Source organism: Castellaniella sp. MT123 (genome assembly GCF_039614765.1).
Classification (GTDB): domain Bacteria; phylum Pseudomonadota; class Gammaproteobacteria; order Burkholderiales; family Burkholderiaceae_B; genus Castellaniella.
This window is the reverse complement of record NZ_CP154879.1, coordinates 3,285,680-3,302,058: the sequence shown is the minus strand read 5'-3', so window position 1 is coordinate 3,302,058 and position 16,379 is coordinate 3,285,680. Positions and strand designations below refer to the sequence as shown.

14 protein-coding genes are annotated in these 16,379 nt (G+C 64.4%); 3 read left to right on the top strand and 11 right to left on the bottom strand.

The window, feature by feature from the left end; all coding sequences use genetic code 11:
• Positions 1–4: 4 nt before the first annotated feature.
• The 5 genes from ABCV34_RS15570 to ABCV34_RS15550 all read right to left on the bottom strand — a co-directional run bounded on the left by ABCV34_RS15570 (position 5) and on the right by ABCV34_RS15550 (position 5,762).
• On the bottom strand, positions 5–754 hold the full coding sequence (locus ABCV34_RS15570; RefSeq protein ID WP_345798807.1) for a GNAT family N-acyltransferase: 750 nt from the start codon (positions 752–754) through the stop codon (positions 5–7).
• Between the two features lie 121 nt (positions 755–875).
• Entirely contained in the window at positions 876–2,216 is a 1,341-nt protein-coding gene (glmM, locus tag ABCV34_RS15565; protein ID WP_345797133.1) for a phosphoglucosamine mutase, read from the bottom strand.
• Positions 2,213–3,052, bottom strand: a complete 840-nt coding sequence (folP, locus tag ABCV34_RS15560) for a dihydropteroate synthase (protein WP_345797132.1) — start codon at positions 3,050–3,052, stop codon at positions 2,213–2,215. The genes glmM and folP overlap by 4 nt, the downstream gene beginning before the upstream one ends.
• Before the next feature lie 20 nt (positions 3,053–3,072).
• The gene (gene ftsH / locus ABCV34_RS15555) at positions 3,073–4,977 is read right to left on the bottom strand and encodes an ATP-dependent zinc metalloprotease FtsH (protein ID WP_345797131.1); all 1,905 of its coding nucleotides are present in this window, start codon (positions 4,975–4,977) and stop codon (positions 3,073–3,075) included.
• A 131-nt stretch (positions 4,978–5,108) separates the two neighbouring features.
• Entirely contained in the window at positions 5,109–5,762 is a 654-nt protein-coding gene (locus ABCV34_RS15550) for an RlmE family RNA methyltransferase (RefSeq protein WP_345797129.1), read from the bottom strand.
• A gap of 17 nt (positions 5,763–5,779) precedes the next feature.
• Here ABCV34_RS15550 and yhbY point away from each other — a divergent pair, with 17 nt between their 5' ends.
• Positions 5,780–6,400: a ribosome assembly RNA-binding protein YhbY gene (gene yhbY, locus ABCV34_RS15545; RefSeq protein ID WP_345797128.1), complete on the top strand. Its 621-nt coding sequence runs from the start codon at positions 5,780–5,782 to the stop codon at positions 6,398–6,400.
• A 90-nt stretch (positions 6,401–6,490) separates the two neighbouring features.
• Here yhbY and greA read toward each other — a convergent pair whose 3' ends face one another.
• The 3 genes from greA to ABCV34_RS15530 all read right to left on the bottom strand — a co-directional run bounded on the left by greA (position 6,491) and on the right by ABCV34_RS15530 (position 9,663).
• Positions 6,491–6,967 (bottom strand): transcription elongation factor GreA, encoded by a 477-nt coding sequence (gene greA, locus ABCV34_RS15540; RefSeq protein ID WP_345797127.1) that lies wholly within the window; start codon positions 6,965–6,967, stop codon positions 6,491–6,493.
• Between the two features lie 301 nt (positions 6,968–7,268).
• Positions 7,269–8,591, bottom strand: a complete 1,323-nt coding sequence (locus ABCV34_RS15535; RefSeq protein ID WP_345797126.1) for a solute carrier family 23 protein — start codon at positions 8,589–8,591, stop codon at positions 7,269–7,271.
• Positions 8,592–8,724: 133 nt separating this feature from the next.
• Positions 8,725–9,663 carry a LysR family transcriptional regulator gene (locus tag ABCV34_RS15530; protein WP_345797125.1) on the bottom strand — a complete coding sequence of 313 codons (939 nt, stop codon included), beginning with the start codon at positions 9,661–9,663 and terminating at the stop codon, positions 8,725–8,727.
• A gap of 156 nt (positions 9,664–9,819) precedes the next feature.
• On the opposite strand from ABCV34_RS15530, the gene ABCV34_RS15525 reads away from it, so the two are divergent.
• Positions 9,820–10,527 carry a pirin family protein gene (locus tag ABCV34_RS15525; RefSeq protein WP_345797124.1) on the top strand — a complete coding sequence of 236 codons (708 nt, stop codon included), beginning with the start codon at positions 9,820–9,822 and terminating at the stop codon, positions 10,525–10,527.
• Between the two features lie 107 nt (positions 10,528–10,634).
• Positions 10,635–11,030 (top strand): DoxX family protein, encoded by a 396-nt coding sequence (locus ABCV34_RS15520; protein WP_345797123.1) that lies wholly within the window; start codon positions 10,635–10,637, stop codon positions 11,028–11,030.
• Positions 11,031–11,120: 90 nt separating this feature from the next.
• Here ABCV34_RS15520 and ABCV34_RS15515 read toward each other — a convergent pair whose 3' ends face one another.
• The 3 genes from ABCV34_RS15515 to carA are packed head-to-tail and all read right to left on the bottom strand — an operon-like array spanning position 11,121 to position 16,350.
• Positions 11,121–11,960 (bottom strand): SDR family oxidoreductase, encoded by an 840-nt coding sequence (locus ABCV34_RS15515; protein WP_345797122.1) that lies wholly within the window; start codon positions 11,958–11,960, stop codon positions 11,121–11,123.
• Positions 11,961–11,981: 21 nt separating this feature from the next.
• Positions 11,982–15,221 (bottom strand): carbamoyl-phosphate synthase large subunit, encoded by a 3,240-nt coding sequence (carB, locus tag ABCV34_RS15510; protein ID WP_345797120.1) that lies wholly within the window; start codon positions 15,219–15,221, stop codon positions 11,982–11,984.
• 16 nt (positions 15,222–15,237) lie between these two features.
• A complete protein-coding gene (carA, locus tag ABCV34_RS15505; protein ID WP_345797119.1) occupies positions 15,238–16,350 on the bottom strand; it encodes a glutamine-hydrolyzing carbamoyl-phosphate synthase small subunit in 1,113 nt (370 codons plus the stop codon).
• Positions 16,351–16,379 lie beyond the last annotated feature (29 nt).

The following is a 16,379-nucleotide window of genomic DNA, read 5'->3' as shown; positions in this document are numbered from 1 at the left end:
GTTTTTACGGCATCCCGAAGTGCCGCCGATAGCGCTCTTCCAGCCATTCCAGATCCAGCAGGATCGGAAAATCCGCCGTGTGGAAATCCGGATCCCAGGCCGGGGCTCCGCAGATCGTCGCGCCCACCTTCAGATAGCCCTTGATCAGCGGAGGCACCCGGGCCGGCAGCGTGCTGTCCAGCCGATCGAGCGGATACGGATGCAGAGGCTGGATGCGCGGCGCATCGGGGTGCCGCGCCATCAGATCCTGCGCCTTGCGCCAGACTTCCGACGCGGTCACTCCGTTATCCCGAAGGCTGACACTGGCGCAGCCCAGCATATAGCGGTAGCCACCCTGCCTCATGACCTGCGCCAGCCCCGACCACAGCAACATGATGGCCGTGCCGTCGCGAAACCGCGCATCGACGCAGGATCGCCCGATCTCCACCAGCTGGGGCATCAGCATCCGCAGCGGCTCCAGGTCGAATTCCGAAGCGGAATAATAGGTGCCGGCACGCCGGGCGGCTTCGGGCGTCAGCATCCGGTAGGTGCCTACGACCTGCCCGGACTGCGCGTCACGCACCATGAAGTGCATGCACCAGGGATCGAAGTGGTCCACATCGCGGTCGCCTTCCGCCTCTGGAAAATACGCGCCCATGTCCTCGGTGAAGACTCGAAAGCGCAGGCGCTGGAGTTCCTCCAGCTCGGCTGGGGCCCGGGCGATACTCAGGGTCAGGCCGCCAGCCTCGACCCCAGGCCAGTCGATCAGTTCCATCGGGTGCGGATGCGGTTGCGGTTGCAGCAGAGGCTGGCAGGCCAGCATGGGAGTCTCCGGAAGTCCAGGAAATGGAGACTATTGTGCCCGAACGATATGTCACTCATGCGACAGCGTGGACTCAGGTGAGTTTGACGGCCACAAGCTGGCGCACGCCTTCTTCGGCCAACGCGGGATCGTCGGCCTCGACCATGAGGCGAAGCTTGGGCTCGGTGCCGGAAGCACGGATCAGCACCCGGCCGCGATCGCCCAGCGTGGTCCGCACCGCGCGGGACGCGGCCTGCAGGCCAGCATGGGACTGCCAGTCCAGACCCGGCGCCAAGGGTACATTCACCATTTTCTGCGCATACATGGTCAGGTCGGCCACCAGATCGGCCAGCGGCGCCCGCGCGTGGCGAATCGCGGCCAGCACCTGCAGGGCGGCCACGATCCCGTCGCCAGTGGTATGCCGGTCCAGACACAGCAGATGGCCGGAGCTTTCGCCCCCAAACAGCCAGCCATGCTGATGCAGCAGTTCGAGCACGTAGCGGTCACCCACACGCGCCCGTTCGAAGGGAATCCCCAGTTCGATCATCCGGCGCTCGAAGCCGTAATTGGTCATCAACGTACCGACGACGCCATCGATCGGTTGCGTCCGTGCCCGATCGCGCACGATCGCGTAGAGCAGTTCGTCGCCGTTGTACAACCGGCCAGTGGCGTCCACCATCTGCAGACGGTCGGCGTCCCCATCCAGAGCGATGCCCAGATCGGCGCCCTGGGCCGCCACGGCGGCCACCAGCGTTTCCGGGTGGGTAGCACCGACCTTCTCGTTGATGTTGAAGCCGTCCGGCTCGCAACCAATGACGCTCACGTCCGCGCCCAGTTCACGGAAGACATGAGGCGCGATGTGATAGGCGGCGCCGTTCGCGGCATCCACCACGATCTTCAGCCCCTGCAGATCGAGTTCGTTGGGAAACGTGCTCTTGCAGAATTCGATGTAGCGGCCCGCCGCGTCGCTGATGCGGCGCGCACGCCCAAGTCCCGCCGAATCGGCACAGCCGACCGGCTGCTCGATCATGGCTTCGATGGCGGCTTCGGTTTCATCGGGCAGCTTGGCGCCCGCCGAAGAGAAGAACTTGATGCCGTTGTCGTAATGAGGATTATGCGACGCGCTGATGACGATGCCGGCGGCCAGGCGCCAGGCACGCGTCAGGTAAGCCACTGCGGGCGTCGGGATGGGACCGGCCAGGAGCACATCGACCCCTGCGGCCGACAGACCCGCCTCGAGCGCGGATTCCAGCATGTAGCCGGAAATGCGCGTGTCTTTTCCGATGACCACCGTCGGGCGGCCGGTCGTCACGGCGTCCTGAGCGAGCACACGGCCAGCGGCATAGCCCAGGCGCAAGGCGAACTCGGCATTGATGCGGTCACCCCCGACAATGCCCCGGACCCCGTCGGTCCCGAAATATCGACGTGCGGTCATGCACGGACTCCTTGTTCAACGGCCGACCAGACCCGCAGGGCATCCACGGTATCGGCCACATCATGGACACGCAGGATGTGAGCCCCCCGCATCGCGCCTGCCAGGGCGGCGGCAACGCTGCCCCCGAGCCGCCGGTCGGCCGGACGCCCGGTCACCGCGCCGATCATGGATTTACGCGATAAGCCGATGAGGCTGGGGTATTCGTCCCCCATGACCTGCGGCAACTGGCGCAGTAAGGCGTAATTGTGCGCCACTGTCTTGCCAAAGCCAAACCCGGGATCGAGCACGATCCGGTCCGCCGACACCCCCGCATCGCGCAGACGCCGGGCCCCGTTTGCCAGATAGTCCCGGACTTCCGCCACCACATCACCGTAGTCCGGATCCTGCTGCATGGTGCGGGGTTCGCCGAGCATGTGCATCAGGCACAGGCCGCAGGCGGAATCCCGCACCGCGTCGATGGCCCCGGGCACCGTGAAGCCGCCGATGTCGTTGATCATGTCGGCACCGGCCAGCACGGACGCCCGCATGACTTCCGGCTTGCAGGTATCGATGGACAGAGGCACCCCACATTCGGCAAGCCCCTGGATCACCGGCAGGACGCGGCGCAGTTCCTCGTCCACCGTGACGGCCTGGGCGCCGGGCCGGGTGGATTCGCCACCGATATCCAGCAGGTCGGCACCCTCGTCGATGAGACGCAGCCCGTGCGCCACAGCCTCATCCGTCCGAAAATGGGTATTGCCGTCGGAAAACGAGTCGGGGGTGACGTTGACGATCCCCATCACCAGCGGGCGTTCCAGAGACAGCTGGAAACGCCCGCACTGAAGAAATGACTGCATGAATGATCCGTAAGATCCGGTCAGACGGGAGTGGTGGCAGGACCTTTGTCCTGATTGGCGGCAGGCTGGCCGGACGACGGCGGCGTCTGCGGCGTGTCGTTGCCCGACGACGGCGGATGCGGCGCGCGTGGTGGGCGGCCCGCCATGATGTCGTCGATCTGCTCGACATCGATGGTTTCCCATTCGAGCAGGGCGTTGGCCATGGCGTGCATTTTGTCCTGGTTGGATTCGATCAGGTCTCGGGCCACACGATATTGTTCATCGATGATGCTGCGGATTTCCGAATCGACCTTCTGCATGGTGGCCTCGGACACGTGCGTGGTTTTCGTCACGCTGCGTCCCAGGAAGACTTCACCTTCGTTCTCGGCGTACACCACGGGGCCCAGCGAATCCGTCATGCCATAGCGGGTCACGATGTCGCGGGCGATCGCGGTGGCGCGCTCGAAATCGTTCGAGGCGCCCGTCGTCATCTGGTGCATGAAGACTTCTTCGGCGATGCGACCCCCGAAGAGCACGGCGATGGTGTTGAGCAGCCGGTCCTTGTCCATGCTGTAGCGATCGTTTTCGGGCAACTGCATGGTCACCCCCAGCGCGCGGCCGCGTGGAATGATGGTGACTTTGTGGACGGGGTCGGTCTTGGGCAGCATGCGCGCCACCAGGGCATGACCCGATTCATGATAGGCGGTATTGCGGCGCTCTTCCTCGGGCATGATCAGGGAACGGCGCTCGGCCCCCATGATGATCTTGTCCTTGGCTTTTTCCAGATCGCTCATGTCGACCGTACGGCCATTACGCCGGGCGGCGAACAGGGCACCCTCGTTGATCAGGTTGGCCAGGTCGGCACCGGAAAAACCGGGTGTGCCACGTGCCAGCACGTTGGCGTCCACGTCCTGCGCAATGGGGACCTTGCGCATGTGGACCTTCAGGATCTGTTCGCGCCCGCGGATGTCGGGCAGCGAGACGACCACCTGGCGATCGAAGCGGCCCGGACGCAACAGCGCCGGATCCAGCACATCGGGACGGTTGGTGGCGGCAATGACCAGCACACCCTGGCCGGTCTCGAAACCGTCCATTTCCACCAGCAACTGGTTCAGCGTCTGTTCGCGTTCGTCGTTGCCACCACCCAGGCCGGCGCCGCGCTGACGGCCCACCGCATCGATTTCATCGATGAAGATGATGCAGGGAGATTGCTTTTTCGCGTTCTCGAACATGTCGCGCACGCGGGCCGCGCCCACGCCGACGAACATTTCGACGAAGTCGGAACCGGAAATGCTGAAGAACGGGACCTTCGCCTCGCCGGCGATGGCCTTGGCCAGCAGTGTTTTACCCGTGCCCGGAGGGCCGACCATCAGCACGCCGCGCGGAATACGCCCGCCCAGGCGCTGGAATTTGGTGGGATCGCGCAGGAAGTCGACCAGTTCCTGGACGTCTTCCTTGGCCTCGTCGCAGCCGGCGACATCCGCAAAGGTGATGTTGTTGTTGTTTTCATCCATCATGCGGGCGCGGGATTTTCCGAAGCTGAACGCCCCGCCCTTTCCGCCGCCCTGCATCTGGCGCATGAAGAAAATCCACACCCCGATCAGCAACAGCATCGGGAACCAGGAAATGAACAGGCTGGTCAGGAAGGACGGTTCTTCGCGGGCCTTGCCGGACACCTGCACGCCGTCTTTCACCAGTTCGGGGACCATCCACAGATCGCCGGGCGAGGTCAGGCTATAGGCACGACCGGAGTCGGGCGTGACGTAGATGGTATCGCCCTGGATGTCGACCTTGTTGATCCGGCCGGCACGCGCGTCGTTCATGAACTGCGTGTAGGTCACGGTGTCGGAGCCCGAAACGGGACGCCCGTCGAACTGTTTGAACACCGTAAAGAGCACGAGCGCGATCACCAGCCAGACCGCGATCTTGGAAAACGAGTTGTTCAAAGCCAACCTCCTGGGTTTTACTGCTGCCGGCCTGTCACCCGCCCCCGTGTGCGGTTACAACAAGCTGACAAATACGTCAATGCTTCATTCTACCTGAATCCACCCGCTGGCCGCAGAGGGCCGGCAGGCGGTCAGTCCGCCGTGTCGCGGGGGGCCTTGAGCCCCCGCCCGACCAGGAACGTCTCGGAGGATTCGTCCCGCGACGCCTTGGGTTTGCGCTCGACCACCCGCACGAAATGCTGTTTGAAGGCCTGTACGATCTGCGAAAAGCCGCTGCCGTGAAAGGCCTTGACGATCAGCGCGCCATCCGGCTTCAGGTGATTGCAGGCGAATTCCAGCGCGAGTTCGCAGACGTGGGCGATGCGGGCGGAATCCGCCGAAGCCACACCGGATAAATTGGGGGCCATATCGGAAATCACAAGGTCCACCGGCTGGCCCCGCAGGCCATCGCGCAACTGCTGCAGCACCTCGTCGTCCCGGAAGTCGCCCTGGATGAATTCGACGCCGGCGATGGGTTCCATGGGGAGCAGATCCAGCGCCACGATGCGCCCGTCGATCGCCCCGCCAGCCGCCGCCAGCCGCTCGCGCACAACCTGCGACCAGCTGCCGGGCGTCGCGCCCAGATCGATGACCACATCTCCCCGGCGCAGCAGCCGTTCGGCTTCCAGGATTTCGATGAGCTTGAAGGCTGCGCGCGCCCTATAACCCTTCTGTTGCGCCATTTTGACGTAAGGATCATTAATATGCCGATGCACCCAGGCTTGGGAGAATTTTTTCTTGGCCATTCCCGTACAATTCCAGTATGCCGAAACTCGAACTGACCTCTCAGCAGCGCAGCACCCTGCGCGCTGCCGCACACCCCCTGCACCCCGTCGTCCTGATCGGCGATCGCGGCCTGACCGACGCCGTACTGGGCGAAATCGACCGCAGCCTGGCGGCTCATGAACTGATCAAGGTCCGCGTGGCCGGGGCAGAGCGCGAAGATCGCGAAGCGATGCTCGAGGCCATCTGCGAAGCGCTGTCCTGCGCCGCAGTGCACCATCTCGGCAAAACGCTGATTATCTATCGTCCCGACGTGCTTGCGCAACAGGCTGCCGTAGAGGCGGAAAACGCCACACGGGCGATCCGCAAGAAGTCCGAACCCTACGTGCCCAAAAAACAGGCGGCCCGCCCAGCCGCCGGCAAGCCAGCAGCCCGGTCCTCGTCTGAAAAACCGGATGCTCGGTCGCGTCGCACGACATCGGAAGACGCGCCCGGCCGACAAGGCCGGGGCTCGCGGGACGACCGCGGGCCGGATTCCCAGGGCCGGCCCGCCCGCGCGGGCCGGCCAGGGGCCGGTGCCGCGCACGGGATCCCTCGCCGCAGCAGCGGCAGCGCGCTGTCGCTACGCGCGGGTGCGCGGCGCAACCGCAATCCACGCTAAGCCGCCCACATCGGCAAACGGCCCGGGCCTGCCATCACGATTCATCGGATGGCAGGCCCGGGCCGTTTCGTGTCCTGCCGGGAAAATACCTTATTGATAGCTGACGGAACAGACCTCGAATTCCCGCACGCCGGCAGGGGCGCGCACTTCGACGACATCGCCCTCGCTCTTGCCGATGAGGGCACGGGCGACCGGGCTGGAGACGGAAATCATGTTGGCACGGATGTCCGCTTCCAGGTCGCCGACGATCTGATAGGTCAGACGCTCGCCGGATTCCAGATCCTCGATTTCGACGGTAGCCCCGAACACCGCCTGCCCTTGGACATCCAGATCGGCGGGATTGATGATCTGGGCGTTGGACAGCGTGCCTTCCAGTTCCTGGATGCGGCCTTCGATGAAGCCCTGGCGCTCGCGCGCGGCATCATATTCGGCGTTTTCGGACAAGTCGCCCTGGGCACGCGCCTCGGCGATGGCGTTGATGACTTCGGGGCGCTCGACTGTCTTCAGACGGTGCAATTCAGCTTGTAAGCGCTCTGCCCCGCGAGCTGTCAAAGGGATCGCAGACATAGTTCCTGACTCAAAGTAAAAGACGCCCCACGCGCGGGGGCGCCTGACAACAAGATTAAGACGAAGATCGGGTGAAAAAACCCGTCGCCGGAAACGAAGCGGCCTGACCGGTGGGGCCCCTCGGGGCCATGGGTGGCGGGTTTGATTCCCTGCGCCTGACCGATGTGGTCTGCTGGCACGCTCGTGAAAAACCCCGGCCAAAACCGGGGTGCTGAGGCTATTGTGGTCAATCTGTCGGGAAAAAGCAAGCCTGCTGTGTTTTCCTTGACTGGTCCCTCCGGGGCGGAGGGACATCCACCGATCAGGCTGCTGCCGCCTTGCGACCGCGCAGCACCGCATACAGGATGATCGCCCCGAAGGTCGCGGTGCCGATGCCGTCGAGCTTGAAGCCGCCGATGTCCACAGAGAAATTCCCGGCTCCCAGAACCAACGTGACGGCGGCCACGATCAGGTTGCGGTTGTCGCTGAAATCGACCTGGTTCACCACCCAGATACGGGCGCCGGCGATGGCGATCAGACCGAACACAACCACCGCCATGCCGCCCAGCACAGGCGCCGGGATGGCCTGGATCACGGCGCCGAACTTGGGCGAGAAGCCCAGCAGCAGGGCCACCAGCGCGGCCACGACGAAGACCAGGGTGGAATAGATCTTGGTGACGGTCATGACACCGATGTTTTCCGCGTAGGTGGTCACGCCCGTGCCGCCCAGCGAACCCGAGATCATGGTTGCCACCCCGTCACCCAGGAAGGCGCGGCCCAGGTAGCGGTCCAGGTTCTGACCGGTCATGGCGCTGACCGCCTTGATGTGACCCAGATTTTCCGCCACCAGGATGATGGCGACCGGGGCAATGACGCTGATGGCATGCGCCTGGAAAACCGGCGCGGTCAGCTTCGGCAGCCCCAACCAGGGCGCCGCGACGATGGCGGAAACGTCGATCGGCTTGCCCAGCCCTAGACCATTGGTCAGGATGGCGTACAGGATGCAGGCCAGAAGGAGCCCCACCAGGATCAGCAGCCGTTGCACCAGCCCGCGCGTGTAGACAGCCACGCCGCCCACGCACAGGATCGTCAGCAGGGCCATGGCCGACTCGAACAGCGAACCACCCATGGCGTTCTTTGCCGCCAGGGGCGCCAGATTCAGGCCGATCACGGCCACGACGGCACCGGTCACCACAGGCGGCATCCAGCGGTCGATCCAGTCGGCGGCCGCCCCCTGGCGGGCATTGGCCAGCATGGTCAGCAAGCCAATACCGGAATAAATCAGGCCGCACACGATGATGGCCCCCAGGGCCACGCCAATGTTCAGGTTCGGGCCGCTGCCGGAATAGCCGCTGACGGCGATCACGCCGCCGATGAAGGCGAAGCTGGACCCCAGGTAGCTGGGCACCCGGCCACCGACGAACAGGAAGAAGATCAGTGTCCCCACCCCGGACATGAGGATCGCCATGTTGGGGTCGAAGCCCATGATGAGCGGCGCCAGGATGGTCGAGCCGAACATGGCGACGACGTGCTGGGCGCCCATGGCCACGGTCTGCGGCAAGGGCATGGTTTCATCGGGCTGCACGACGGCGCCGTCGGCGGTGCCTGAAACGCGGCGCCAACGGGGAAAGTAGGTATCGGACATGGAGGCTCGGCCCGTAGGGCCGTCAGGAAGGGGAAGGTTGAAATTTCGTCGCAAGTGTACGGTGCCACCCGCACACACCGCAAGACAACCCGGATAGGAGTGCTGCCAGCCGGAGCAAACGCGTGGCCGCCACCTATTCCCCAGATTTGGGACGCGGCGCGTCCTGAGCCCAAAGCTCTTCCCCCAGAGCATCGTGCAAATAATCGATGAACGCCTGGACACGAGCCGGCCGGTTGCGCCCTGGCGGCGTGACCGCATGCAGTGCAAGGGGCGCGATTTCCCACGGTGCCATCACGGTTTCCAGCACGCCGGACTGCAGATCCTGCCACACCAGGAATTCGGGCTGCAGAGCCAGGCCAAGGCCGGCACGCAAGGCGGGCATCAAGGCATCGGCGTTGTTCACCCGCAAGCGGGCCGCCATGAACTGCGAAAATTCACCCAGGCGGGGATGACGGAAGTGCCAGGTCGTCCCATGATGCGCATAAGAATAATGCAAGGCCTGGTGGGCCTGCAGGTCTTGCGGATGGCGAGGCCGCCCATGCTGATCGAGATACGCGGGGGCCCCCACCAGAAGGATGCGCACCCCGCACAGGCGGCGAGCCAGCAGGCTCGAATCCGCCAACCGGGCGATCCGCAGGGCCAGGTCGAAGCCCCCGGCCACCAGGTCCACCTGAGCATCATCGAACTGCACATCCAGCCGCACCTCCGGGTGTGTCGTCATGAACCCCGGCAACAGCGGCGCCAGGCGCGCCAAGCCGAAGGACATGGGCGCGGACACCCGGACCCGCCCCCGCAGCGCCTGCGACTGTTCTGTGACTTCTGCTTCGATGGCTTCGCCTTCTTCCAGGATGCGGGTGGCGCGATCCAGTGCCGACCGGCCGCTGTCGGTCAGCGTCAGACGACGTGATGTGCGATGAATCAGCGTCGTCTTCATGCGGGCTTCCAGGCGGCTGATCGCTTTGGATACCGTCGCCTGGGACACCTGGCAGGCTGCCGCCGCCCGGGCGAAGGACCCCGTTTCGGCGACCTTGGCGAACAAGGCCCAGGCTTCAAGGTCGGGCAATCCTTTCACGTCATTTCCTTTTCATGGCTTCGAAGCTTTCATGGCATCGCACAGGCTCAGTCAATCATATCAAAAATGGAAACCATGTAATTATATTGTTTATATTCTCAACATGATCCAAGTTACGTAGACTATCCGCATTGGTCAAGTTTCAAGGAACCCATCATGATCGAACGCCGTCCCTATGCCGAACTGGGCGGGGCCCAGCACGGCTGGCTCGATACCCGGCATCATTTTTCTTTTGCGGACTACCACGACCCCAAACGGGTCCACTGGGGTGCGCTGCGCGTCTGGAACGACGATACGATCCAGCCCAACAGCGGTTTTCCGCCGCATCCGCACGCCAACATGGAAATCATCACCTACGTCCGGGAAGGCGCCATCACGCACCAGGACAATCTGGGCAACCAGGGCCGCACGCTGGCGGGCGACGTCCAGGTCATGAGCGCGGGCACCGGCATCGTCCATTCCGAATACAACCTGGAACCCGGCTTGACCCGGATCTTCCAGATCTGGATCTTCCCGGACCAGAAGGGCGGCACCCCCTGCTGGGGCACGCAGCCCTTCCCCAAGGCCGACCGTTCGGGCCGGTTCGTCACCCTGGCCAGCGGCCTGGAAGGCGACGACGAGGCGCTGCCCATCCGGGCGCGGGCACGGGTTTCTGGGGCCACGCTGAAGGCAGGCGACACGGTGGAATACACGTTCCAGGACGCCCGCCGCGCCGGCTACCTGGTCCCGGCCGTCGGCAAGATCGAGGTCAACGGCACGGTGCTGGACGCCCGCGATGGCGCAGCCATCCAGGACGAGACCGTCCTGCGCATCACCGCGCTGGAAGATTCCGAACTGGTGCTGGTGGACAGCGCGGCGATGTAGCGCCCCACCCATCCCACTGATCGATTCGAACACCCAGCCCGTCCCCCGGGACGGACTGTTTTTTTACCTTCATTTTTACTTTGACATTGACCACAAGGACCCACACCATGAACACTCGCAATTACGACACGCTTTCCCTGATCGGCCGCATCCTGATCGCCGTCCTGTTCTGGATCGGCGTATCCGGCAAGATCGCCGCCCCCGCCGGGACCATTGGCTATATCGGATCCGCCGGTATTCCCCTACCGACACTTGCCTATGCGGGCACCGTATTCATCGAAGTGGTCCTGCCAATCCTGCTGGTGCTGGGCTACCGGACACGCCTGATCGCGCTGATTCTGGCCATCTTCACGGTCGTGGCCGCCCTGTTCTTCCACTCGCAATTCGGCGACATGAACCAGTCCACGCATTTCTTCAAGAACCTGGCCATTGCCGGCGGGCTGCTGCAAATCACGGCGTTCGGCGCCGGGGCGCTGAGCCTGGATGCGCGGCGCCAACAATAAGGCACACGACCCGTCTACACCAGGCAGGCTGGTGCCTGACGGGCATCCGGCCTTTTTCCCCGCACCGGGCGCCTTGATGGCGCCCGGTTTTTATTCCGAACTGCCGCCGCGCCGGGGCTTGCGCTTGCGCCTTGCCGCCACCGCGTCGTAGATCACATCGGGCACCATGCGCAGCAGCCGCGCCACCCAGGCCATGGGCCAGGGAATAACGCGGTAACGGTCGCCCGCCTCGATGGCGCGCACGGCCTGCTCGGCGAAACGGTCCACGGGCATCAGAAAAGGCATGCGATACGGGTTGTGCGCCGTCATGGGGGTGGCGATGAAGCCCGGCGCCAGGGTAACCACCCGCACACCCGTGCCATGGAGTTCCACCCGCAGGCTTTCGCACAGGGCACGCACAGCGGCCTTCGAGCCGCTATAGGCACCGGCACCCGGCAGGCCACGGACGCCCGCCACACTGCCGATGCCGACCAGCACACCTTGGCGGCATTCGCGCATCGGCGCGATGAAAGGCTCGAACGTACTGACCATGGCCAGCACGTTGGTGTCGAAGATATCCTGGAATACCGCAAAGTCTTCCGGCTCGCCAGCCAGGGTTCCGGCGCTGATGCCGGCGCTGGCGATAACGCGGTCCACCGGCCCGCCGGCCAGGAAATCCCGCGCGGCGGCCTGCAGGGCGGGACGATCCCGCACGTCCAGCACATACATCCGATGGTCCTGCCCGGGCAGGCTGTCGCACAGGGCCTGCAAGGCATCACGCCGGCGACCGACCAGGCCGAGCACCGCGCCACGCGCCGCGTACTGGCGCGCCAGCGCCGCGCCGATGCCGCTGCTGGCGCCGGTCACGAAAACCCGTCCGGGCCGATCAGCCGGGACGGGCGAAGATGCCGCCCGCGGTTCGCGCGAGGCGGCAGGTGCGGCGGACGTCATGTTGTCGCCCGCCATGGCGCGTCAAGCCGCGGTTGCCGCGTGCATGGCCTGCAGGGCATAGACCTTCAGACCGCCGCCGTGGCGCATGTACTGCAGCCCTTCGACGGCCGCGCGCGCGCCGGCGATGGTCGTGAAGAAGGTTACGCGGTTGGCCAGCGACTGGGTGCGGATGGCGCGTGAGTCGGCGATGGCATTGCGGCGTTCCTCGACCGTGTTGATGACCATGGCGATCTCGCCGTTCTTGATCATGTCGACGATGTTGGGGCGGCCTTCCGTGACTTTGTTGACGATTTCCACCGCCAGCCCGGCCGCCTCGAGGACGGCCGCCGTGCCCCGGGTGGCCACCAGCTGGAAGCCCAATGCCGCCAGACCGCGGGCGACTTCCACGGCGCGGGGTTTGTCCTGCGCCCGTACGCTGATGAAGACCCGACCGGATTCCGGCAGCATGACGCCTGCGGCGATCTGGGATTTGACGAAGGCCTCGCCAAAGGACTCGCCCACACCCATGACCTCGCCGGTGGACTTCATCTCCGGCCCCAGGATGGTGTCCACTCCAGGGAATTTGACGAAGGGGAACACGGCTTCCTTGACGCAGTAATGCACGGGCGCCGGAATCGAGGTCACGCCCTGCTGGGCCAGGGTGCGGCCAGCCATGACGCGCGCGGCGATCTTGGCGAGCTGACGACCGGTTGCCTTGGAGACGTAGGGCACCGTGCGGGATGCGCGCGGGTTGACCTCGAGCACGTAGACGTCGCCGTCCTGGATGGCAAACTGCACGTTCATCAGGCCCTTGACGTTCAACGCACGCGCCATCAGCGCCGTCTGACGCTTGATCTCGTCCACCGTTTCGGCCGACAACGAATACGGCGGCAGACTGCAGGCGGAATCGCCCGAGTGCACGCCGGCCTGCTCGATGTGTTCCATCACGCCACCGACGACGACCTGATCGCCGTCGGCCAGGCAGTCCACGTCGACCTCGGTCGCATTGTTCAGGAAGTGATCCAGCAGCACCGGCGAATCGTTGCTGACCTTGACGGCCTCGCGCATGTAGCGTTCCAGGTCCTGCGGCTCGTGCACGATTTCCATGGCGCGGCCACCCAACACGTAGCTGGGGCGCACGACCAGGGGATAGCCGATCTCGCCGGCCAGGGCGAGAGCCTCGCCTTCGGTGCGTGCCGTGCGGTTGGCCGGCTGGCGCAGACCCAGTTTGGTCAGCAGTTTCTGGAAACGTTCACGGTCCTCGGCCACGTCGATGGAATCGGGGCTGGTGCCGATGATCGGCACGCCATTGGCTTCCAGCGCGCGAGCCAGCTTCAGCGGGGTCTGGCCGCCATACTGCACGATCACACCGACGGGGTTTTCCTTGTGAACGATCTCCAGCACGTCTTCCAGCGTCAGCGGTTCGAAATACAGACGGTCGGACGTGTCGTAGTCGGTGGATACGGTTTCCGGGTTGCAGTTGACCATGATGGTCTCGAAACCGTCCTCGCGCAGGGCCAGCGCGGCGTGCACGCAGCAGTAGTCGAATTCGATGCCCTGGCCGATGCGGTTGGGCCCACCACCCAGCACGACGATCTTCTTGCGGTCGGTGGGGGCGGCCTCGTCCTCTTCCTCGTAGGTCGAGTACATGTAGGCCGTGGTCGTGGCGAATTCGGCCGCGCAGGTATCCACCCGTTTGTAGACCGGACGCACGTTCATCTGGTGACGCAGCTTGCGCACTTCGGCTTCGGTCGTATCCAGCAGGAAAGCCAGGCGCCGGTCGGAAAAGCCCCGGCGCTTGAGCTGGCGCATCGTCTCGGTATCGATCTCGGACAGCGTGCGCTGTTCCAGCGCCAGTTCGATATCGACGATTTCCTTGATCTGCGCGAGGAACCACGGATCGATCTTCGTCAGTTGATGGACCTCGTCCAGGCTGAATCCCTGGGCAAACGCGTCACCCACGTACCAGATGCGTTCGGGGCCAGGTTCGCCCAATTCGATCTGCAGGCGCTCGCGATCGGTGGTTTTCTGGTTCAGGCCGTCCACGCCCACTTCCAGGCCGCGCAGGGCCTTCTGGAAGGCCTCCTGGAAGGTGCGGCCGATGGCCATGACTTCGCCCACGGCCTTCATCTGGGTCGTCAGGCGCGAATCGGCCTGCGGGAATTTTTCGAAGGCGAAACGCGGGACCTTGACGACCACGTAGTCCAGGGTCGGTTCGAACGAGGCCGGCGTGGCGCCACCGGTGATTTCGTTGCGCAATTCATCGAGCGTATAACCGACAGCCAGACGGGCCGCGACTTTGGCGATGGGAAAACCAGTGGCCTTCGAGGCCAGCGCCGACGAGCGCGACACCCGCGGATTCATCTCGATGACGATCATGCGGCCGTTGGCCGGATTGATCGCGAACTGCACGTTCGAGCCACCCGTGTCCACGCCGATCTCGCGCAGCACCGCGATGGAGGCGTTGCGCATGATCTGGTATTCCTTGTCGGTCAGCGTCTGCGCCGGGGCCACCGTGATCGAATCGCCGGTATGCACACCCATGGGATCCAGGTTCTCGATGGCGCACACGATGATGCAGTTGTCGGCGCGATCGCGCACGACTTCCATTTCGAATTCCTTCCAGCCCAGCAGGGACTCCTCGATCAGGAGCTCGCGGGTGGGCGAGGCTTCCAGGCCTCGACGGCAGATGACCTCGAATTCCTCGGCGTTGTAGGCAATGCCCCCGCCCGTACCGCCCAGGGTGAAGCTGGGACGGATGACGGCCGGGAAGCCCGAATTGCCCAGATCGGCAGCGATGCGCTTCTGCACCGCCCAGGCCTCGTCCATGCTGTGGGCGACACCGGATTTGGCGGATTCCAGACCGATCGAGGTCATGGCGTCCTTGAATTTCTGGCGGTCCTCGGCCTTTTCGATGGCTTGCGCGTTGGCGCCGATCAGCTCGACGCCGTGTTTTTGCAGCACCCCGTGGCGATCGAGATCCAGCGCGCAGTTCAGCGCCGTCTGGCCGCCCATGGTGGGCAGCACCGCGTCTGGCTTTTCGATCTCGATGATCTTTTCGATGGCCTGCCAGGTAATGGGTTCGATGTAGGTGACGTCGGCCGTTTCCGGATCCGTCATGATGGTGGCCGGGTTGCTGTTGACCAGAATGGTGCGAAAGCCGTCGGCCTTCAGGGCCTTGCAGGCCTGGGCGCCGGAATAGTCGAATTCGCAGGCCTGACCGATGATGATCGGACCAGCCCCGATGATGAGAATGCTTTTGATGTCTGAACGCTTGGGCATGGGAAGACGGTATCGGTTATTTGGACGACTGGGCTTTGTGCTGCGCCATCAGGTCGATGAATTTATCGAACAGCACCAGGATGTCGTGCGGGCCTGGACTGGCCTCGGGGTGCCCCTGAAAACAGAACACCGGCTTGTCGGTAAGTTCGAAGCCTTGCAGCGTGCCGTCGAACAGCGACACATGCGTGACGCGGGCATTGGCCGGCAGGCTGGCGCCATCGACGGTAAAGCCGTGGTTCTGGCTGGTGATGAACACGCGTCCTGTCGCCAGGTCCTGCACCGGATGGTTGGCACCATGGTGGCCGGTCTTCATCTTGACTGTGCGCCCGCCCAGCGTCAGGCCCAGGACCTGCTGCCCCAGGCAGATGCCGAACAGCGGAATGCCTCGATCCAGGACCGCCTTGCAGGTATCGACCGCATACTGGCAGGCAGCCGGGTCGCCAGGCCCGTTGGACAGGAAGACGCCGTCCGGATTCTGCGCCAGGATGTCGGCCACCGGGGTAGTGGCCGGCACCAGCGTGATGCGGCAGCCGCGATCGGCCAGCAGGCGCAGGATGTTGGTCTTGATCCCGTAGTCATAGGCGACGACGTTGTAGTCGGCCTGATCCTGGCGGCGGAACCCGCGCCCCAGCTGCCAGGTGCCCTGCACCCAGGCGCCCGGTTTCGATGTCGTGACCTTGAGGGCCAGGTCCTGGCCTTCCATGCCGCCAAAGCCGCGTGCCAATTCGACGGCCCGTTCCACGTCCTCGCCCACCAGGATGCAGGCGCCCTGGGCGCCGCGTTCCCGCAGAATACGCGTCAGTTTGCGGGTGTCCACGCCGGAAATCGCGACGATGCCCTGGGACTTGAGGTAGTCGGGCAGGGACTGCGTGGCGCGAAAATTGGAGACCCGGGCGGGACAATCGCGCACCACCAGGCCCGCGGCATGGATCTGGCTGGATTCGACGTCTTCGGCGTTGACGCCGGTGTTGCCGATGTGGGGATAGGTCAGGGTGACGATCTGGCCGCTGTAGCTGGGATCGGTCAGGATTTCCTGGTAACCGGTCATGGCGGTGTTGAAGACGATCTCGGCAACGGTGAATCCATCAGCGCCAATCGACACGCCTCGGAATACGGTACCGTCAGCCAAGGCAAGAATTGCTGGGACGAGTCCTGAGG